At 71.5% G+C, this 19,702-nt stretch carries 20 protein-coding genes and 1 riboswitch; of the genes, 4 read left to right on the forward strand and 16 right to left on the reverse strand.

The features are described from left to right. Window positions 1-67: 67 nt before the first annotated feature. The 12 genes from IE308_RS27010 to IE308_RS27065 form a co-directional block, all read right to left on the reverse strand. On the reverse strand, window positions 68-1,456 hold the full coding sequence (locus IE308_RS27010) for an NAD(P)/FAD-dependent oxidoreductase (protein ID WP_110628624.1): 1,389 nt from the start codon (window positions 1,454-1,456) through the stop codon (window positions 68-70). Between the two features lie 434 nt (window positions 1,457-1,890). Next, window positions 1,891-2,823 carry a PRC and DUF2382 domain-containing protein gene (locus tag IE308_RS27015; protein WP_190219925.1) on the reverse strand — a complete coding sequence of 311 codons (933 nt, stop codon included), beginning with the start codon at window positions 2,821-2,823 and terminating at the stop codon, window positions 1,891-1,893. A 108-nt stretch (window positions 2,824-2,931) separates the two neighbouring features. Next, window positions 2,932-3,873 carry a Ppx/GppA phosphatase family protein gene (locus IE308_RS27020; RefSeq protein WP_190219926.1) on the reverse strand — a complete coding sequence of 314 codons (942 nt, stop codon included), beginning with the start codon at window positions 3,871-3,873 and terminating at the stop codon, window positions 2,932-2,934. Then, window positions 3,870-4,418 (reverse strand): DUF501 domain-containing protein, encoded by a 549-nt coding sequence (locus IE308_RS27025; protein WP_110628627.1) that lies wholly within the window; start codon window positions 4,416-4,418, stop codon window positions 3,870-3,872. The genes IE308_RS27020 and IE308_RS27025 overlap by 4 nt, the downstream gene beginning before the upstream one ends. A gap of 43 nt (window positions 4,419-4,461) precedes the next feature. Next, window positions 4,462-4,938, reverse strand: a complete 477-nt coding sequence (locus IE308_RS27030; RefSeq protein WP_110628628.1) for an FtsB family cell division protein — start codon at window positions 4,936-4,938, stop codon at window positions 4,462-4,464. A 105-nt stretch (window positions 4,939-5,043) separates the two neighbouring features. Next, complete coding sequence (eno, locus tag IE308_RS27035) at window positions 5,044-6,324, reverse strand: phosphopyruvate hydratase (protein WP_110636586.1); 1,281 nt, start codon at window positions 6,322-6,324, stop codon at window positions 5,044-5,046. A gap of 245 nt (window positions 6,325-6,569) precedes the next feature. Further along, on the reverse strand, window positions 6,570-7,274 hold the full coding sequence (locus IE308_RS27040) for a LysM peptidoglycan-binding domain-containing protein (RefSeq protein WP_190219927.1): 705 nt from the start codon (window positions 7,272-7,274) through the stop codon (window positions 6,570-6,572). A gap of 4 nt (window positions 7,275-7,278) precedes the next feature. Then, a riboswitch (cyclic di-AMP (ydaO/yuaA leader) is annotated at window positions 7,279-7,462 on the reverse strand. 197 nt (window positions 7,463-7,659) lie between these two features. Further along, a complete protein-coding gene (locus IE308_RS27045; protein WP_190219928.1) occupies window positions 7,660-8,709 on the reverse strand; it encodes a LysM peptidoglycan-binding domain-containing protein in 1,050 nt (349 codons plus the stop codon). 176 nt (window positions 8,710-8,885) lie between these two features. Continuing rightward, window positions 8,886-10,163, reverse strand: a complete 1,278-nt coding sequence (locus tag IE308_RS27050; RefSeq protein WP_190219929.1) for a cytochrome P450 family protein — start codon at window positions 10,161-10,163, stop codon at window positions 8,886-8,888. Next, window positions 10,160-11,242, reverse strand: coding sequence for a nucleoside triphosphate pyrophosphohydrolase (locus IE308_RS27055; protein WP_190219930.1), 1,083 nt, complete (start codon window positions 11,240-11,242; stop codon window positions 10,160-10,162). Before IE308_RS27055 ends, IE308_RS27050 begins: the two co-directional genes overlap by 4 nt. Before the next feature lie 250 nt (window positions 11,243-11,492). After that, window positions 11,493-12,131, reverse strand: a complete 639-nt coding sequence (locus IE308_RS27060; protein WP_190219931.1) for a SurA N-terminal domain-containing protein — start codon at window positions 12,129-12,131, stop codon at window positions 11,493-11,495. A 144-nt stretch (window positions 12,132-12,275) separates the two neighbouring features. Then, the gene (locus IE308_RS27065; RefSeq protein ID WP_190219932.1) at window positions 12,276-13,103 is read right to left on the reverse strand and encodes a glycoside hydrolase domain-containing protein; all 828 of its coding nucleotides are present in this window, start codon (window positions 13,101-13,103) and stop codon (window positions 12,276-12,278) included. 190 nt (window positions 13,104-13,293) lie between these two features. Here IE308_RS27065 and IE308_RS27070 point away from each other — a divergent pair, with 190 nt between their 5' ends. From IE308_RS27070 to IE308_RS27080, 3 genes are all read left to right on the forward strand, one after another. Then, a complete protein-coding gene (locus tag IE308_RS27070; RefSeq protein WP_190219933.1) occupies window positions 13,294-14,040 on the forward strand; it encodes a hypothetical protein in 747 nt (248 codons plus the stop codon). A gap of 112 nt (window positions 14,041-14,152) precedes the next feature. Next, window positions 14,153-14,518: a hypothetical protein gene (locus IE308_RS27075; RefSeq protein ID WP_190219934.1), complete on the forward strand. Its 366-nt coding sequence runs from the start codon at window positions 14,153-14,155 to the stop codon at window positions 14,516-14,518. Window positions 14,519-14,547: 29 nt separating this feature from the next. Then, window positions 14,548-15,168, forward strand: a complete 621-nt coding sequence (locus IE308_RS27080; RefSeq protein ID WP_190219935.1) for a hypothetical protein — start codon at window positions 14,548-14,550, stop codon at window positions 15,166-15,168. Window positions 15,169-15,206: 38 nt separating this feature from the next. Here the strand turns inward: IE308_RS27080 and IE308_RS27085 are convergent, their stop codons facing one another. The 4 genes from IE308_RS27085 to IE308_RS27100 all read right to left on the reverse strand — a co-directional run bounded on the left by IE308_RS27085 (window position 15,207) and on the right by IE308_RS27100 (window position 19,038). Beyond that, on the reverse strand, window positions 15,207-16,925 hold the full coding sequence (locus tag IE308_RS27085; RefSeq protein ID WP_190219936.1) for a peptidase M16 family protein: 1,719 nt from the start codon (window positions 16,923-16,925) through the stop codon (window positions 15,207-15,209). Between the two features lie 41 nt (window positions 16,926-16,966). Next, window positions 16,967-17,920, reverse strand: a complete 954-nt coding sequence (locus tag IE308_RS27090) for a hypothetical protein (protein ID WP_190219937.1) — start codon at window positions 17,918-17,920, stop codon at window positions 16,967-16,969. Window positions 17,921-17,984: 64 nt separating this feature from the next. Then, window positions 17,985-18,179 carry a DUF397 domain-containing protein gene (locus tag IE308_RS27095; RefSeq protein WP_190219938.1) on the reverse strand — a complete coding sequence of 65 codons (195 nt, stop codon included), beginning with the start codon at window positions 18,177-18,179 and terminating at the stop codon, window positions 17,985-17,987. A 7-nt stretch (window positions 18,180-18,186) separates the two neighbouring features. Continuing rightward, window positions 18,187-19,038 carry a helix-turn-helix domain-containing protein gene (locus tag IE308_RS27100; protein ID WP_190219939.1) on the reverse strand — a complete coding sequence of 284 codons (852 nt, stop codon included), beginning with the start codon at window positions 19,036-19,038 and terminating at the stop codon, window positions 18,187-18,189. A 239-nt stretch (window positions 19,039-19,277) separates the two neighbouring features. On the opposite strand from IE308_RS27100, the gene IE308_RS27105 reads away from it, so the two are divergent. Further along, window positions 19,278-19,691 carry an ATP-binding protein gene (locus tag IE308_RS27105; protein WP_190219940.1) on the forward strand — a complete coding sequence of 138 codons (414 nt, stop codon included), beginning with the start codon at window positions 19,278-19,280 and terminating at the stop codon, window positions 19,689-19,691. Window positions 19,692-19,702: the final 11 nt, after the last annotated feature.

The raw sequence follows: 19,702 nt of genomic DNA on the forward strand, positions 1-19,702 counted from the left end.
CCGAAGGGGCCGCCCGCACCACGGATGGCAGGCGGCCCCTTCGGGCTGTGCTGGGTTGACCGCAGGGTCAGGAGGCCTTGGCCTTCTCCTCGGTCTTCGCGGCGGGGGCCGCGGGCGCCGGGGCCGGCTTGGCGGCCTCGTAGAACTCCTCGCGCGGGGACTCCAGGGCGCCGAGGGCGACGACCTCACGCTTGAGGAACATGCCGAGCGTCCAGTCGGCGAAGACCCGGATCTTGCGGTTCCAGGTCGGCATCGCGAGGCCGTGGTAGCCGCGGTGCATGTACCAGGCGAGACGTCCCTTGAGCTTGATCTTCATCTTGCCCATGACGATCATCGCGACGCCCTTGTGCAGGCCGAGGCCCGCGACCGCGCCCTTGTTGGCGTGGCTGTACTCCTTCTGCGGGAAGCCCCGCATGCCGGAGAGGACGTTGTCACCGAGCACCTTGGCCTGACGCAGCGCGTGCTGGGCGTTGGGCGGGCACCAGGCGTTCTCGTTGCCGGCCTTGCGGCCGACGAGGTCCGGGACCTGGGCGTTGTCGCCGGCGGCCCAGATGTAGTCGGTGCCCTGCACCTGCAGCGTGGGCGCGCAGTCGACGTGGCCGCGCGGGCCCAGCGGCAGGCCGTAGCGGGCCAGCACCGGGTTCGGCTTGACGCCGGCGGTCCAGACGATGGTGTTGGAGTCGACCTCCAGGCCGTTCTTCAGCACCACGTGGCCGTCGATGCAGGAGTCCATGGAGGTGGACAGGTAGACCTCGACACCGCGGGACTCCAGGTGCTCCTTGCCGTACTGGCCGAGCTTGGGGCCCACCTCGGGGAGGATCTTGTCGGCGGCGTCGACGAGGATGAAGCGCATGTCCTCGCGGGACACGTTCTTGTAGTACTTGGCCGCGTCCCGGGCCATGTCCTCGACCTCACCGATGGTCTCCGCGCCGGCGAAGCCGCCGCCGATGAAGACGAAGGTGAGCGCCTTGCGGCGGATCTCCTCGTCGGTGGTGGAGTCGGCCTTGTCGAGCTGCTCGAGGACGTGGTTGCGCAGGCCGATGGCCTCCTCGATGCCCTTCATGCCGATGCCCTGCTCGGCGAGGCCGGGGATCGGGAAGGTGCGGGAGACCGCGCCGAGCGCGATGACCAGGTAGTCGAAGGGCAGCTCGTACGCCTCGCCCACCAGCGGGGCGATCGTGGCGACCTTGCGGTCCTGGTCGATGGTGGTGACCCGGCCGGTGAGGACCTCCGCCTTGGGGAGCACGCGCCGCAGCGGGACGACGACGTGACGCGGGGAGATGCTGCCGGCGGCGGTTTCGGGGAGGAAGGGCTGGTAGGTCATGTACGACCGGGGGTCGACGACCGTGACGGTCGCCTCGCCGTAGCGCATCTTCTTGAGAATGCGCCGAGCTGCGTACAGGCCTACGTACCCACCGCCTACTACGAGGATCCTGGGACGCTCCGTGGTGCTCATGCCATCGAGTATCCACCCGCCCCAGGGGGGTCGCTCGTGCGCCCCTTCACAAGCATGCACAGACCCTGTGCTACACTCCGCGGCCCGCGTGACATAGATCATGATCCGCGACGGGAACCGTGATCCGCTTCGCCCCGTTGTCAATGCCGCGTGAGCTGCCTCTCTGGGCTCGGGAGGGCGTCGTGAGGGGTCCGCAACAGGGCGTCGGGCACGCGATCCGAAGGCACCCCTTCCCCCTCTTCTGAACATGTTCAAAGGCGAGTTCGGCACTCGAAGGGCGGATCCGAAGGCGTCCGGGGGGTCACTGGGAGGGAATTCCTTGTGAAGAACTTCACGAACTTTCCCGACAGCGCGTCACCGGACAGCCCGTCAGCCCCGCTCACCCGTGGCCGAACTCGCTCAACAGTCGCCGCTGACCAGCGGGGATCGCACCCCTACGGGCGCTCGGGACCCATGCCGTCGCGGTCCTCGCGCGCCTCCTCGGCGCTGCTCTCGATGCGCTCCTTGCGCACCTGTCCGCGGACGGTCTCCTGCTCGGTGTGCTCCTCGGCGGTCAGGCGCACCCGCTCCACCGGGACGGCCTCGGTCTGGACGACCGGCCGCTCCTCGTGCAGCACGACCTCGTGCTCGGCCTCGCTGATCTCCGGGCCGGAGAGCGCGGCGTCGCGGTTCTCGTCGGTGATGGGCTCGCGCTCGACGCGGACCTCCTCGTGCCGCAGCGGGACGGTGCGCTCCTCGTCCTCGGTGACGACGTACTTGCGCAGCCGCACGCGGCCCGTCTCGCGGCGCTCGACGCCGACGTGCATGCGCTCCTCGGAGCGCGTCATGGCGTCGTCCCGCCGCCCCGGCGCCTCGGCCCCGGCCGCTCCGGCCATGCCCGCGGCCCCGGCGGTCCCTGCGGTTCCGGCGGTCCCGGCGGTCTCAGTGCCGCCCGCCGCACCTGCCATGCCGGCGGCACCCGCGGCACCCGCGGCGCCCGCCGCGCCCTGGCCGCCCCCGTGGGCCCAGCCGCCCTCGCCGGGCTGGTTGGCACGGGACCAGGAGGCGTCCCAGTCCATGCCGTAGTACTCGTAGAGCCGGTGCTCCTCCTCTTCCGAGAGGTGACCGCCACCGTCGACGTCGACGTGCGGCGCGTCCTTGACCTTGCTCTTGGAGTACGGGACCTCGGTGTGACCGTCGACGACCCGGGCCTCACGGATGGGTACGAAGGTCTCGCTGGTGCCGAACATGCCGGTCTTCACGGACACCCACTCCGGGGCCCCGGTCACGTCGTCCAGGAAGACGTGCTTGGCCTCACCGATCTTCTTGCCGCCCTCGTCGAGAACCGGGTGGTCCAGGACGGCCGGGATCTGTTCTCTGTTGATCATGGTTCGCCTCATCCCTCTCGTGGGGTGACTCCCTCTCCGGGTTCACCACCACAAAAGGGACGAAACGACTCATGAGCAACACCAGTCACTTTCTTTTCAGCAGTGCACTCAGGCCACAGACCAGGCGATGCCGTCCAGAATGTCGTGCTCGCTCACCACGACCTCCTCCGCGCCCGTGCGCTCCATGATCGACAGGAGGACCAGTGCACCCGCCCCGATCACGTCGACGCGGCCCGGGTGCATCGAGGGAATCGCCGCGCGCTCGGCGTGGGTGGAGCGCAGCAGCCAGTCGGTGATCTCCTGGACCTTGGCACGGGAGACGCGGGAGTGGTGGATGCGGGTGGAGTCGTACTCGGGCAGCTCCTGGGCGATCGCCGACACCGTCGTCACCGAGCCGGCCAGCCCGACCAGCGTGCGCGCCTCACGCAGCGGCACCGTCCGCTCGGCCAGGTCGAGCGCGGCCTCGATGTCGGCGCGCATCGCGGCGATCTGCTCCTCGGTGGGCGGGTCGGTGACCTTCCCGTCGACCACCAGGTGGCGCTCGGTCATCCGCACGCAGCCGACGTCCACGGACCGGGCGGCGCGCACGTGCTCCTCGCCGACGACGAACTCGGTCGAGCCGCCGCCGATGTCCACCACCAGGAAGGGCCGCTCCAGGTGGTCGCGGCCGGTCAGCTCCTTCGTCGCGCCGGTGAAGGAGAACTCCGCCTCCTGGTCGCCGGTGATGACCTCGGGCTCGACGCCGAGGATGTCCAGCACCCCGCGCACGAACTCGTCCCGGTTCTCGGCGTCCCGGGAGGCCGAGGTGGCGACGAAGCGCAGCCGCTCGGCGCCGTGCGCCTTGATGACCTCGGCGTACTCGCGGCACGCGGCGAAGGTCCGCTCCAGCGCCTCGGGCGCGAGCCGCCCGGTCCGGTCCACGCCCTGCCCGAGCCGCACGATCGTCATCCGGCGGTCCAGGTCGGTCAGTTCGCCGGTGGCCGGATCGCAGTCGGCGACCAGCAGGCGGATGGAGTTCGTACCGCAGTCGATGGCGGCGACCCGGGTCACTGGCCGGCCTCCTCGGACGACTCGGACGTCTCGGGCAGGGTCACGCACGGTCCCTTGCGCCACCACTCCGGCAGCATCGCGATCGCCTCGTCGCCGAGCGGGTTCACGCCCGGCCCGGCGGCCAGCGAGTGGGCGACCAGGACGTGCAGGCACTTCACCCGGTCGGGCATGCCGCCCGCGCTGGGGAAGTTCCTCAGCTCCTCGATCTCGTCGCGGCGCCGGATGTAGTCCTCGTGGGCCGCGCGGTAGGCGGCGGCCAGCTCCGGGTCACGCCCCAGCCGCTCGGTCATCTCCTTCATCACGCCCTCGGCCTCCAGCGTGCCGATCGCGGAGTTCGCGCGCGGGCACGTCAGGTAGTACAGCGTCGGGAAGGGCGTGCCGTCGGGGAGCCGGGGCGCGGTCTCGACGACGTCCGGCTGCCCGCAGGGGCAGCGGTGGGCGATGGCGCGCAGCCCGCGCGGCGGACGCCCGAGCTGCTGCTTGAAGGCCTCGACGTCCGCGTCGGTGGGCTCGGTGCGCGGGGTGGTCGGCGGGGGCGTGTCCATGCCTGTCTTTCTATCGGTCGTTCGGTGGTCGTGCGGCGGGGGGTCAGCGGTCGGAGGCGTCCGCCTTGTCCACCCCGTCCCAGACGTTGGAGTACCAGGGCCGGTCGGCCGCCCCGAGGTCGGTGTGCTCCTGCCGGTCCGCGGCCGGGTCGATGACGACGTAACCCGTCTCGCCCGGCATCACATAGTGCAGCCGCTGCCGGATCTGCTGCTCGGCGTAGGCGTCGTCCTGCCAGCGCGCCTTGAGGTCGCGCAGCTGTTCGACGCGTTCCTTCGCCTGCTGCTTCTGCCGCTGCAGGTCGGCGATCTCGGCGCGCTGGGAGACGTACTGCCTTATCGGGTAGGCGAGGGCCACGATCAGCGAGCACAGCACCAGCGCGAGCAGCGCCGCGCGGCCGGTGAGGCGGGAGCGGCGGGCCTGGCGGCGGGTCTGCGAGCGGTAGACCCGGGCGGCCGTCTGCTCGCCCAGCAACCGGATCCTGGTCGCGGTGGAGAAACGGTCCCGGTCCTTCACCGCCATGTCCAGCCTCCCGTTCACACGCGCGTACGTCCCCGCACACGGTACGGGACCGGGTACGGGGACGTACGTACGACGCTGCCTACGAGCGCACTACAAGGGCGGTGCTCAGCCCTTGAAGCGCGGGAAGGCGCTGCGGCCGGCGTACACCGCGGCGTCGTCGAGGATCTCCTCGATGCGCAGCAGCTGGTTGTACTTGGCGACGCGCTCGGAGCGGGCCGGGGCGCCGGTCTTGATCTGGCCGCAGTTGGTGGCGACGGCCAGGTCGGCGATGGTGACGTCCTCGGTCTCGCCGGAGCGGTGGGACATCATGCACTTGTAGCCGTTGCGCTGGGCCAGCTCGACGGCGTCGAAGGTCTCGGTCAGCGAGCCGATCTGGTTGACCTTGACCAGCAGGGCGTTGGCGGCGCCCTCCTCGATGCCCTTGGCCAGGCGCTCCGGGTTGGTGACGAACAGGTCGTCGCCGACGAGCTGGACCTTGTCACCGAGCTGGGCGGTGATGGTCTTCCAGCCCTCCCAGTCGTCCTCGAACAGCGGGTCCTCGATGGAGACCAGCGGGTACGCCGCGACCAGCTCGGCGTAGTACTCGGTCATCTCCTGGGCGGAGCGGCTCTTGCCCTCGAAGAGGTAGGAGCCGTCCTTGTAGAACTCGGACGCGGCCACGTCCAGGGCGAGCGCGATCTGCTCGCCGGGGGTGTAGCCGGCCTCCTTGATGGCCTCCAGGATGAGGTCCAGGGCCTCGCGGTTGGAGCCGAGGTTCGGGGCGAAGCCGCCCTCGTCGCCGAGGCCGGTGGACAGGCCCTTGCTCTTCAGGACCTTCTTCAGGGTGTGGTAGACCTCGGCACCCCAGCGCAGGGCCTCGGAGAAGGACTCCGCGCCGATCGGGGCGATCATGAACTCCTGGATGTCCACGTTGGAGTCGGCGTGCGAGCCGCCGTTCAGGATGTTCATCATCGGCACCGGCAGCAGGTGCGCGTTGGGGCCGCCCAGGTAGCGGAACAGCGGCAGGTCGCTGGCCTCGGCCGCGGCGTGCGCGACGGCGAGCGAGACACCGAGGATGGCGTTGGCGCCGAGGGAGCCCTTGTTGTCGGTGGCGTCCAGGTCGAACATGGCCTGGTCGATCAGGCGCTGCTCGGTGGCGTCGTAGCCGACCAGCTCCGGACCGATCTGCTCGATGACCGCGAGGACGGCCTTCTCCACACCCTTGCCGAGGTAGCGGTTCGAGTCGCCGTCGCGGAGCTCGATGGCCTCGAAGGCGCCGGTGGAGGCGCCGGACGGGACGGCGGCACGACCCGTGCTGCCGTCGTCGAGGCCGACCTCGACCTCGACCGTGGGGTTGCCTCGGGAGTCCAGGATTTCCCGGGCTACGACGACGTCGATGGACGGCACGAGCATCTCCTTCTTGGATGTGACGCTGAATGCGCGAGGCTGGTCTGCCGCGCGACTAGAGCCTAACCGTCCTCGGGCCGTCGGCCACCGACCGACCGTCCCGTGGACTGGGCAAGACGGTACCTATTGTTTACGACCGGAACAAAGCGGCCGGGCGAATTCCAGGGAGCGGACACGGAAAAACCCCGCCCCGGTGCGTACGGGGGAACACGCACCGGGACGGGGAGTCATGCGGGGGGGGCCGCTTACTTCAGGTGCAGCTGCTGGCCCGGGTAGATGAGGTCGGCGTCCTCGACGATGTCCTTGTTGAGGTCGAAGAGCTTCTTCCAGCCGCCGGAGACGTGGTGCTTCTCAGCGATGGTGGAGAGGGTGTCGCCCTTGACGACCTTGTACTCGCCGTCGCCCTTCTTGACCTTCTTGCCGGTCGGGGTGGTGACGGTCTTCTGGCTCTTCTGCGTCTTCGGGGCCTGCTGCTGGGCCGGACGCTCGGCGGTGCGCGAGGCGCTCTGCTCGGTGGAGCGCTCGGTGGTGGTGCCCTGGCTGCTGCTGGAGGAGCCGGCGCCGCCGCCGTTGTACGGGGTGCTCGACAGGCCCGTGCCGCAGACCGGCCAGGCGCCCTTGCCCTGGGAGGCGAGGACCTTCTCGGCGATCTCGATCTGCTGCGCCTTGGAGGCCTGGTCGGCGGTGGAGGCGTACGCCGTGCCGCCGTACGCGGCCCAGGTGGAGGCGGAGAACTGCAGGCCGCCGTAGTAGCCGTTGCCGGTGTTGATGGACCAGTTGCCGCCGGACTCGCACTGGGCGACGGCGTCCCACTCGGAGGCGGTGGCGGCGGAGGCGTTGCCGGCCGCCATCAGCGGGGCGGCGACGGCGGCGCCGGTGACACCGGCGAGCGCGATGGCGCGGGTGGCCTTGGACGGACGACGGTGCTTGCCCTTGCCGGAAAACAGCATGGATCGATCCCCTCACCGACGCCTGCGAGGTGAGCTGTCGGGTTCGGGCCGGTTGAGTTGCCCGGCCGTGTCCGTTACGAGGCTTTCACCCCGTGACGTCCACGGCTTCACCCCTAGCCGCCCCGGCCAACTGACCGGCGCGGCGCTTACCTTGGGTCCCCCGCTCCTGCCTACGGCGCTCGAAGCGACGACTGTTCCCGTGCTGCCGCTGGCAGGATTCGGCGTTGCGGCGGCCGGGGCCCGCGATGGCGAGCGGTCACGACCGTAGACACGCGATCGGGCGAATTTCAAAGACGATCAGGGCCTCTGAGACTCATCCCACACTTTCGCCAAACCGGACATTAGCCACGAAACAGGGCGTCAACTCCCGCCCGTTTACGCCCCTTTAGCCACCGACACGCAGGGTCTGACCGGGCACGATGTGGCTCGGGTCGGCGCCGATGGCGTCCTTGTTCTCGTCGTAGAGGCGGTGCCATCCGCCGTCGACGTCAAGGGAGTCGGCGATGGAGGCGAGGCTGTCGCCGACGCGGACGGTGTACGACCCCGCCCCGGCTCCGTCGGCGGGCGCGGCGTGCCGGCCGGTGGTCGCGGCGGCGGCGCCGGAGGTGTCCTCCTCGGCGCTGGTGCCGCGATGACGTCCGGTGCCCTGCTCGTCGAGGCCGAGGGCGCCCGTGTCGACGAGGCCCGAAGAGCCGACGGGCTGGCCCGAGTTGTCCGACTCGTCGTACTTCGGGTCGACTGTGGGCGAGCTGTCGGGTTCCTGTGCGCCGGCGTCCGGCGTCGTGGTCGCCCCGGGGGTCGCGGCGGAGCCGGTGGTGGAGCCCTTGCCGCCGGAAGCGCTCGGGGAGGCTTCGGAGGAGCCCTCGGAGGCGCCCCGGGAAGGCGCGGAGGCGTCCGGGGAGGCGGCGGTTCCGGAGCCGGCGGTGGAACCGGACGGCTCGGCGGAGTCGGCGGGATCGGACGAGGCGGAACTCTCGGGCGAGGCGGAGGAATCGGACGAACCGGCCGTACCGGTTGACGCGCCGTCGGTCACACCGGTGTCCACGTCGGCCGCGCCGGACTGCTGTGTGAGCCCGGACAGCAGCCCGCAGGCCGGCCAGGCACCGACGCCCTGGTCGGCGAGGACCTTCTCGGCGACGGCTATCTGCTGGGAGCGGCTGGCCAGGTCGGGCCGCTCGGCGTACTCCGTGCCGCCGTACTTCTCCCAGTCCTCCAGGGTCAGGTGCAGACCGCCGTAGAACCCGTCACCGGTGTTCTGGCTCCAGGAGCCGCCGGTCTCGCACTCCGCCACCTTGTTCCACACGGTGCCGTCGGCCGCGCTGGCGCCACTGGCGCCGAGGAGCGGGATGGCGATGGCGGAACCGGTCACTCCGGCCGCGACGACGAAGGCCGGGGCCTGACGGGGGCGACGGTGACGACCGTTCCCGGAGAGCATGCGGGGACCTTTCCCGAGACAACACGGACCGCACGGCGTTGGCGGTGGGCCGGGGCGCCGCGCTGACGAGTGAACGTATAGGCACACGATCACTTGTCACAAGTTCATGCCGCGAGGATCACGTGAAGATCACAGAGGTGAAGGGGTGTCACCTTTGCCGTCGCGACGGTTCCTTGTCAGGGCGCCGGGGTGAACTCGACGGGCAGGGTGCGCAGTCCGCGCATGATGAGCCCGCCGCGCCAGCGCAGGTCGGCCGGGTCGGCGCCGAGGCGCAGGTCGGGCAGCCGGGTCAGCAGGGTGGCGAGCGCGGTCTGGCCCTCCAGGCGGGCGAGCGGGGCGCCGAGGCAGTAGTGGATGCCGTGGCCGTAGCCGAGGTGCTGGTTGTCACGCCGGGCGAGGTCGAGGGTGTCGGGCTCGGCGAACCGCTCCGGGTCCCGGTCGGCGGCGGCGAGGACGACGAGGACGGGGTCGCCGGGTGCGATGTCCTGCCCGCCGATGGCGAGGGGCCGGGTGGCGAACCGCCAGGTGGCCAGCTCCACCGGGCCGTCGTAGCGCAGGAGTTCCTCCACGCCGGTCTCCAGCAGCCCCGTCTCCCCGGCGGCCAGCGACCGCTGGAGCGACTGCCGCTGCTCGGGGTGCGTGAGCAGGGCATATGTCCCATTACCGATCAGATTCACGGTGGTCTCGAAGCCGGCGAACAGAAGGATGAAGGCCATCGCGGCGGCCTCGTTCTCCGTGAGGTGCTCGCCGTGGTCGGAGGCCCGGATGAGACCGGAGATGAGGTCCTCGCCCGGGGCGGGTTCGGCGGGCAGGGCCGCGCGCTTGCGGTGGATGAGCTCGGCGAGATAGCCGCGCATCTTCTTCACCGACCGCGCCACCCCGCCGCGCGGGCCGCCTCCGTGACGGATCATCATGCCCGCCCAGTCCCGGAAGTCGTCCTGGTCCTCGCGCGGGACGCCGAGCAGGTCGCAGATCGCGTAGATGGGGAGCGGGAACGCGAACTCGTGGATGAGGTCGGCCGAGCCGCGCCCGGCGAACCCGTCGATGAGCCGGTCCGTCAGCTCCTGCACACGCGGCGCGAACTCGGCGACCCGGCGCGGGGTGAACGCCTTGCTGACCAGCCGCCGCAGCCGGGTGTGGTCCGGCGGGTCGATGTTCAGCAGATGGGTCATCAGCTCGGCCTTGCGCTCACCGGGGATGCCCGTCTTGCCCTTGGCGTGCGCGGGCTCGGCGTGGTGCGCCGGGTTCTTGCTGAGCCGCTGGTCGGCGAGGGCCTGCCGGGCGTCGGCGTACCGGGTGACCAGCCAGGCCTCCACCCCGCTGGGCAGCCGGGTGCGGTGCACGGGCGCGTGCTCGCGCAGCCAGGCGTAGGCGGGGTAAGGGTTCGCGGCGAACTCCCAGGTGAAGAGTTCGGGCGCGTCCTCGGGCAGGGGGTGGTGGTGCTGGTCGGTCACTCCTCGACGGTATCCGGCCCCGGGTGGGCCTCGGCGTCGTGGTGGTCGTCGTCGGCGGAGGCGTCCGGGTGGGCCTCGGCGTCGCGGTGGCGGTCCGTGGCCGGTTCCGCGGGGTGACCCTCGGCGGCGCGGACGGCGTCCCGGTAGGCGCGGGCGGCTGCGCGCAGGGCGGCCTCGGGGTCGACGCCGTCCGCCTCGGCGCGGGCGGCGAGGGCCAGCAGCTCGTAGCCGAGGCCGGCGCCCTCGGGCAGCGGCACGGAGAGTCCGGCCGTCCGGGCGCGGGAGACCAGCTTGGCGGCGAGGGAGAGCGCCGGCTGGTGCAGGGGGACGCCCTCGGTGACGGACGTACGCCGCTTCTCCTGCGCCTTGGTGCGCAGCCAGTGCGCCTTGACCTCCTCGGGGGTCGTGGCGGTGGCGTCCCCGAAGACATGGGGGTGGCGGTGGATGAGCTTGGCGACGATGCCGCCGGCGACGTCGTCGATGGAGAACGGCTCCTCGGCGTCCTCCTCGGCGATCCGCGCGTGGAAGACGACCTGCAGGAGCACGTCCCCCAGCTCCTCGCGCAGCTCGTCGCGGTCGCCGTCCTCGATGGCCTCGACCAGCTCGTACGCCTCCTCCATGGCGTACTTCGCCAGGCCCTCGTGGGTCTGCCGGGAGGACCAGGGGCACTCGGCGCGGATCCGGTCCATGACCTGCACGAGGTCGAGCAGCCGGGCGCCGGGCAGGTCGTACGACCCAGGCAGCAGCTCCAGCGCGGGCATCGCCACGCGTCCCGACCCGGCGAGCCGGGCCAGCCCGTCGGTGAGCGCGGGCTCCCCCTCGCCGGTCGCCACGACGACGACGGTCCGCCCGCCTGCACAGGCGCCGACGACCTCCTCGGCGGTCGGGGACGCCTCCTCGACGGTGATCCCCGCCTCCCTCAGATACGGCACCTGCGGATGCGCCCCGTCGGCACACAGCACCTGGTCGGCGGCGTGCAGCACCTGCCAGGCGTCCCAGGACAGCAGACCGGGGGCTACGCGGTGGCTGGTGGTGAGGAGGACGATGCGGCCGGGGTCATCGGGGCGGGTTGCGTTCACGGTGGGAACTGTAATCCGCCGGGCTGCGGGGGGTCGTGCCGCTGGGGCTACGGCGGCCTAGCTGCGGGCAGTCGTGCCGCTGGGGCGATGGGGGTCCCCCCTGCTCGAGCGAAGCCGAGAGCTTGGGGGAGGGTGGGCGCTGGGGGTACCCCCTGCTCGAAGAGCTTGGGGGAGGCACCCCGTAGCGCCGGGCCGCGCGACCCACCCCCGGCCGGCACCCGCGCCGGGCGCCGACGAGACCGCCGTACCGTTACGCCTGCTGCCCGCCGCCGGTCACCTCACGTACCCACGGCGTCTTCCCGTTCACCCGCCCCACCTTCTGCGCGTCCCAGCTGCCGTAGCGCGGGTTCAGCTCGACGCCCAGTTCCTTGGAGGCCTTGGACAGCGCCGCCCAGAAGGCCGGCTGGTCGGTCCGGGTGCCCAGCGCCGCGGCCAGCTTCTGCGCCTCGGCCTGCAGCCGCAGGTTGTCCTCCAGCCGCTGCGGCGGCACGCCGTACTGCTGCAGCCAGGCCGTCTCCAGCGCCTTCGCGCCGCCGACCTGCCCCTCCAGCTGGGCCCGCAGCTCCTGCACGTCCCGCCGGGTCACGGTCACGCCCGCGTCCTCGGCGGCCCGGTGCAGGACCCGGTCGAGCACCATGCCGTGCAGCGTGTCCCGGGTGAGCCCGGCCGTACCGGCGACGACCCGCGCGTACTGCGCCTGGTCCGGCACGGCCTCGCGCTGCGCCGCGCGGACCTCGTTCACCCGGCTCTCCAGCTGCGCGACGGTGATCCGCTGGTCGCCGACGACGGCTGCCGCACCGGGGTGCGCGTCGTTTCCGCAGGCGGTCAGGAGAGGCGCCGCGGCGATCGCGGCGGTGAGCAGGAGCGCGGTGCGACGGCGGCGGTGCAAGGAAACCTCCCGAGGAGATTGTGCGGCGGTGCACAAAGTCTTGCGGTGATCGATGGTAGGCAGGGGACGAGCTGAGGCCAACCCATTCGACCAACGATTCACCACGGGTTGCGGCACCGCCGCGCGCCGCCGTCGCGGGGAGGGTCAGCCGACGATCGCGACCGGAGCGTCCCAGGCGTCACGGTCCACGGTGATCGTGTAGCCGCCCCGCGACTCCTTGCTGTTGACCATGTACTGATGGCCCCGGCTGTGGTCGGTGTACTGCGTCGACCCCCACGGCCAGTCGGCAGTGGTGGTGTTCTGCTTGTCCCACAGCGCGTACCAGAGGTTGCCCGGCAGGTCCGTCTTGTTGGTGGCGGTCGCGATCGCCTTGGCGCTGGAGCTGCTGAAGCCGTAGTAGCCGCTGCGGTAGGTCTTGGCGCGCAGGGTCTTGCTGAAGGAGCGCACGTACGTCAGCACGGCGTCGTTGCACGCCTTGTTGGTGATGTCGTACGGCTCCATGTCGAGGTAGACGGGGCTGCCGGCCTTCATGCCGAGCGCGGAGGCCTTGGCGACGGCGTCCGTGGCGTCGGTGACGCCGAGGGAGGCGGCGTTGGCGGCGGTCATCTTCTCCGGGTTGGAACCGGTCTGGCAGGGCGGCTGGGCGCCGACGTAGATCGGGATCAGCTTCCAGCCGATGGAGTTGACCGACTTCACCCAGGACGCGGTGAGGTTGGGCTGCGCGCAGCCGCGGTTCTTGCCGCCGATGTAGACGGCGGCGGCGCCGTAGAAGCCGGTGTGCCAGGCCTTCATCGCGGCCGTGGAGGGCGCGGTGCAGGCGTCGAAGGCGCGGCCCGTGAAGGTCTTCTGCGCGGGCCAGGCGGTGGCGGCCATGGACTGCTGCGCGGCGATGCCGCCTCCGGCGACGACGACGGCTCCCGCCGCGCCCCAGGCGATGTAACGACGCTTCTTGGACTGCCGGTGCTCGGCCATCCCCACCCCACTCGAAGATCACAGGAACCCCCCATGTCACTGCAGGATCCCCGAACCCGCCAGGTACCTTGACCGAGCTTTGGGCGAGCTGAGATCACTTCGTGGCCGGGCGTTCCGTAGATTCACGAGGCCCCCCGCACCGCAGTTCCCACAGCCGATCTCACCGATCGCGTTCCACGCAAGGATCCACATGCGTCTCCCGTCCCGTGCCGCCACCCGTGCGGCGTTCGCCGTCGCCGCCCTCCCGCTGGCCCTCTCCCTGGCGGCCTGCTCCTCCGGTTCCTCCGGTTCCTCCGGCTCCGACGGCAAGGCGTCCGCGCCCAGCAAGCCCGCGAACCCCAACGCCGGTGTGCTGACGGGCACGCAGCTGAAGCAGGCGCTGGCGCCGTCCTCCCTCATGCCGAAGGGCGTGACGCCCGTCGCGGACGGTACGGCGGACAGCGGCGACGAGTTCATCGCGCCGCCCGCGAAGACCGCCGGCAAGACGGACTGCGCCAAGTTCGGCAACACGTACTGGCTGGACATCACCGGCCTCAAGGGCGGTGTCTCCTTCGCACAGTCGGACCACGCGAAGCAGCCCGACCAGACCGAGGAGATCACCCAGGAGCTGGACGGCTTCCGGGGCACCACCGCGCAGGCCGTCATGAAGGACGTGCGGGCCGCGGTCGCCGCCTGCCCGACCTGGATCGACACCTCCACGCACGCCAAGGTGAAGGTCACCGGCAAGGAGACGCCCGGCCTGGGCGACGAGGCGTACACGATCACCCTCACCAGCAGCGCCTGGGAGAACGGCAGCACGCTGATCGCCGCGCGCGTCGGCACGAGCGTGCTGACCCTGCTGTCGACGGCCGGCTCCGACAACGGCGCCGCCGCCGGGCAGAAGGTCGCGGCGCACGTGGTGAAGTCGCTCCGGGTGCAGAAGCCGAAGTCGTCGTAACCCCGGGCGCCCGAACAGCGCGTTCCTGTCCTAGTCTTCTTCCGCGCTCCCCTTTGTCAGCCTTGCCGGTCGTACCGGCGCGGGGAGCGTGGAAGAGGGGGGCGAGGAGCGTATGGGAAAGCGTCTTGAGGCGGGCTGGTGGCAGCGGCTCGCGTGGGTGGCCCTGGTATGGGCGTCCCTGGGCCTGCTGATCTGGGTCCCCTTCCTCTACATCGCGATCCGCCGGAACCGGCCCGCGGACTGGTGCGCGTTCGGGTCCTTCGTGCTCTACGAGATCGTGTCGATGAGCTGGTCGGAGATCCTCCCCCACGACGACAGCAAGGCGGGCCTGGGCCTGATCGCCATCCTCACGCTGCTCACGGCGACGGTCATGCTGCTGTTCGCCGAGTTCGACAAGAAGACCCCACGCCAGCCGCAGTACGGGGTCGCCCCGGCACCGCACCCGGGGCAGCCGTACGGGTATCCGTACGGCCGTTGAGCCGTCGGTGAGCGGGACGCGGGTCTGCCGTGTCGAATGACGTCGCCTATCCCGTGTTCCGGACGGCGGACCGGGATCTGGCCCTACGGGCGGCCCGCCGGTTGGTGGCGTTCGGCGCCCGACCGTGGTCCCAGGTGTCGGTGGAGACCGAGGTGCCGACGGCGGCCGAGGCGATACGGCTGCGTGACGCGCTGCCGGAGGCGTGGTTCACCTGCTGGCACCTGGACGCGCCGATCCTCGCAGCGCCCGGCGTCCCAGACCTGACCGGCGGGGTGCCCGCCCGTGAGCTTCCCGGCGACCCGGTCGGCTTGCAGCCGTACCTCCCGCTGTCGCTCTCGATGCTCGACCAGCCCGTGGGGACCGTCGAGGACCGCTTCGCCAAGGTGGTCGGCGGTCACATGGCCGCCATCCGCTGGTCGTCACTGTCCTGGCCCGCGGCGCCGGAACGTGACCTGTACGGCGAGGACAAGCACGCCGAGGTCACGCTCCTGCTGAACTGCGACTCCCGCGAACTCGACGCCCCCGCCGACACCCACCTCGTGCTCGTCCACGTCCGGCGCCACAACGGCGACGGTTACGAGGACCGCTTCGCCCAGTGGCTGGCCGAGCGGGTCGGGCAACGGCTCATCGGTCCCGCGCAGCACGCGTGAGCCGGGCGGTCCGCCTCGCCGCGGGAGGCGGCGGCCGGTCAGCCACGTCGGGTGTCGCGCAGGATGCGGATCGCGGGCCAGGCGCACAGGGCCGTGATGCCCCACAGGATGCCGAGCATGACCACCCACTCCCCGGTGCCGAACTCGCTGCGAGCCACCGTGACCGACAGGGCCACGAAGGCCAGCAGGACGGTCAGGATGCCCCAGATGACCAGGGACACCGTCTGGCCGGTGGTGCGGCGGCGGAAGGCGGGGGCTTGTGCCGTGGCGTGCGGGTGCGCTGAGTGCTGCGCGGGGGTGAAGGAGCGTCGCTCGCGCGGGGGTTGTGGGACGACCGCTGCCGGGGGCAGGGCGGCGTCCAGGGCGGCCAGCGCGGTGGCGTCGATGCCGTACCGGTCGGGTTCGACGTCGACGACCAGGCCGTCCGTGCCGATGAGTCGCCGTCCGCCGTCCGGCCAGGTCAGGACCGCCGCGCAGGCGCGGTGCAGGACGGTCGCCGCGGACTCGGTGCCGTCCGCCTCCCGGCCGACGAAGCTGACGCCGTCCGCCCCGAGCACCAGGGCGCAGCCGCTGTTGTCGCGGGCCGTGAAACGGCGTCCGGTGACGGCGTACGGCGAGGTCGTGGGCGCGGCCGTGTAACCGGCCCAGTCGGCGCTGTGCCCGGCGGGCACCTGCAGCAGGGCCGTACCGGCCGCTTCCAGGGCCACGGCGTGCACGTGCTGGTCCGTCACCGCCCGCAGCTCGGCCCGCTGCTGCTCCAGCGGCACCGGCGGACGCCCGGCGAGCAGGTCCTCGGCGGCCCCGACGAGCCGTCGTACGGCCGCGTCGGGCGCGGTGAGCGCCGTCTCGGCCCGCCCGCGCACGGTCTCCAGGTCGCCGCCGTCGACACGGCCGGCCTGGAGCGCGGCGAGGACGTCGACGAAGCCGCCGAGCACGGCGTCCTGCCGGTCGGGCAGCGCGTCCGCGAACGCGGCGATCACGGCGTGGCCGTCGCGGCGGGAGGTGTGGTCGGCGGCGGTGGTGTAGGAGTAGCCGCCCTCCTGGCGCAGGGCGCGGGTGAGCGCGCGCTCCAGCACACCGGCGTACACGCGGGCGGCGGCGGTGTCGGCGACGACCGCGTCCAGCAGGACACCGCCCTTGCCGTCGGAGAAGTAGGCGGGGGTGGAGGGCAGGGCGGAGGTGACGGCGGGCAGGGGGCGCCGCTCGCCCGGGGGCAGCTTCAGCGACAGCCCGGCCGGGATCCGCTCCCCCGCCACCCACAGCACGGCGTTGCCCTGCGTGAACCAGGTCTGCGCCCAGTGCCGTACGTCGTCGGGGCCCAGCAGCGGCACGCCCCACTCGGGGTAACTGGGGAGGCCGTACCCCTGGGCGCCGTACCGCCACAGCGGGAGCTGCGGCCGGTCCCGTCGGGACTCCTCGGTGCGCAGGATCTCCTTCTCGGTCGCCAGCCGTTCCATGGGCAGGTCGGCGAGGGAGGCGCAGACGCTCTGCAGGTAGGCGAGGATCTGGGCTTCGTCGCCTTCCGTGTAGAAGTGCGTGAAGGCGTCCTTGGTGGTGCCGTTGTAGTCGTGTGCGGCCAGGCCCTGGCGGTGCAGGGCGAGGTGCTCGACGAGATGCGTGACGCCGGTACGGGCGAGCGTCTCGTCGGCGACACCGACGCGGAAGACGAGCCCGGCGCGCATCGGGCCGGCGGAGTGGGCGAAGAGGGCGGGGATGCCGTCGACGTCGGTGAGGAGGATGTCGGCCTGCGGGTTCATGGCGGTTTCTCTGTTCTGGTGCGGGCAGCGGGCAGCGCCGGTCAGCCTCGGGCGAGGGCCGCGTCGCGGTGGCGTATGTAGGACTGGGCGGCGTTGCCGAAGTAGTCCCAGGGGTATTCGCCGGCGAGGTTGCCGAGCAGGCGGAAGCAGGCGGCGGCGCGCGGCAGGTCGCCCATGAGGGAGAACAGCGCGGCGAAGCAGCCGGTGACGGAGACCCAGCCGTACCCGCGCTGGAAGCCGGGGTGGAAGACGGACCGGTCGGCGGCCTGGGCCAGTTCTGTCCGTACGTGCGGTTGCCGCAGGTAGGCGTCCCGCTCGGCGCCCTTGAGCGCGTACCAGTGCTCGAAGTGGGCCTCGGCGACGAGACCGGCGTTGGGCGCGCCCTCAGGGGCGGCGTCCGCGCACTCCCGTACGAACCCGTGGGCGGCCTCCCAGCTGCCGCTCCACTTGGGGCAGAGCTGCTGGAGGAGCCGGGCCTGGGCGGTGAGGTGATGCGGGTGGTGCTTGGCGAGCTGCTCGTACCGCCTGCGGGCCTCGTTCTGCCCGAGCTGGAGGCCCATGGCGGTGGTGAGCCGCTCGCACCAGGCCGCGTCGAACGCCGGGTCGAGGGCGGTGGCCCGGATGAGCAGCTGCTCGGCCTGCCGCAGGTGGGCGTGGAGTCCGGCGAACTGCTCTCGGCTGACGTGCTCGGCGGCGTACGACGTCCGGATCTCCCAGCCGATGTTGACCTCACGGGCCCCGAGGACGGTGAGCGCGAGGACGTCGTGCGGCTGGGCGTCGACGAGGGGCCGCAGCCACTCCTCCACACCCTTCACCTCGCCGAGCTGCCGCACGGCGAAGGAGCGGTCGGTACCGGCGGGCAGCCCGTCGACGTAGTTCCGGATCGCCGCCCAGTCCCGCGCGGCGGCGGCCTGCCGCAACCAGGCGGCCTCGGGGTGAGCGGAGGCCACCTCGAAGTCGGGAGGCGGGAGCGCGGGGGCGGATGCGTGCGACATGCGGCGCATCGTAAGCGAGCCCACTGACAGCGGCGCCCGGGGGGCGCCTCGCCTGACCTGCGCTTTACCGTTCGGGGGTCGCCTTGAGGGCGTCGAGGAAGGGGGCGAAGGCGGTGGCGGGGAAGGTGAGGGGGGTGCGGGTGGGGGATTTGGAGTCGCGGATGGCTATGTGGGGGCCTAGGTGAGCGATCTCCACGCAGTTGTTGCCGTCGCCGCCGCCCGAGTAGGACGACTTCCGCCAGTGACAGGAGAGGGTCACGGTGGGCTCACAACTCCTTGGCCAGCTTATGGATGAAGTCGCGCGACTGTGCCGGGTCGAGCGACGCGGCTTCTACTTTACGGAAGAGTTTTCGAAAGACGTCCAGCTGTGCTTCTGAGTCGATGAAGGCGGTGCCATGCGGGGCGTCCCGGACGGCGGTGTCCAGCCTCGGCACCGCACCGCCCGCGAGCATCATGGCGCTCCACGCGCCGCCGAAACCGTCCAGGTCGAAGGGGACGACCCGAACGGTGATGTGCTCGGCGTCGGACACCTCCAGCACGCGGGCGAGCTGAGCCGCTGAGGCCGCGCGGTCGCCGACACGGATGCGAAGGGCGGCCTCGTGGATGACCGCTTCGTACGGGACGGGCCTGGCTCCCGTCAGGATCACCTTGCGCTGCATGCGGTGCTGGACGCGCAGCTCCAGTTCGTCAGCCGGGAGGTGAGGGATACGGGAGGCGAAGGCGGCACGGGCATACTCCTCCGTCTGCAACAGACCCGGGATGAACAGGAACTCCACGTCGCGCCGATAGGTGGCGTGGTGTTCCAGCTCCGCGATGTCGAGGAAGGGCGTGGGCAGCGACCCGCGGTACTCCTCCCACCACCCTCGGGTCCGGTCGGTAGCCATGACCACGAGGGCATCGATCAACCGGCCATCCGAACAGGCGTAGTTGGAGGCGAGCCGCCGCAGTCGCTGCTCGCTGACCCCGGACAGGCCGGCTTCGATCTGGCTGATCTGCACGTTGCTGACGCCGAGCAGGTTCGCCGCCTCCCGGGCACTGAGCCCGGCAGCGTCCCGGAGTCTGCGCAGCTCGGTCGCCAGGCGGAGTTGCCGTGCCGTCGGTTCGCGCCTGGTTCCCATCGACCGCTCCTTGCCCCAACACGCCTGCTCAGGCGACTCGTTCGGGTGCCAGATTACGCGACCCACTTGCTCCACCGAAACTTTAAGGTCTACCGTCGGTGACGCGACGCATACGCTGCGGAACCATCCGGGGCACCGGAAGCGCACCGGCCCCGCCATGCCATGGCGGGCGCGGCAATGACACCGCCCGGAACACCCGCAGCCTCTCCGAATCCCTGACCACGAACCGGAGTTGACGCATGCCCGAGACCGAAGCCTGGGAATACTCCCTCTACATCCCCAACGACATTCGTGCCGTCCCCGTCTGCCGCCGCCTGATCCGGCTGGTTCTGACCGTGCACGGCCTGATCCACCTCGCCGACCTCGCGGAACTGCTCGGCGCGGAGCTGGTCTCCAACGCCGTACGGCACACGAAGGGCCCGGCGGCCCTGCGGGTGCGCTGGCGTGACGGCACGCTGCGGGTCGGGGCGTGGGACGCGGACCCGGAGCCGCCGCACTTCCCCGGCGGATTCACCGCCGTACCGCCGACCGAGGGCGAGGACGGGCGGGGCCTGTGCGTCGTACGGACCTGCTCGGACCTGTGGGGCTGGCAGCCGCTGTCGAGATTCGGGAACCGGGGGAAGTACGTGTGGTGCGAACTGTCGGCGGCGTGAGGGAGGTCCGC

Origin of the sequence: Streptomyces griseosporeus (assembly GCF_014656055.1) — a bacterium.
GTDB classification, from domain to species: Bacteria; Actinomycetota; Actinomycetes; order Streptomycetales; family Streptomycetaceae; genus Streptomyces; species Streptomyces griseosporeus.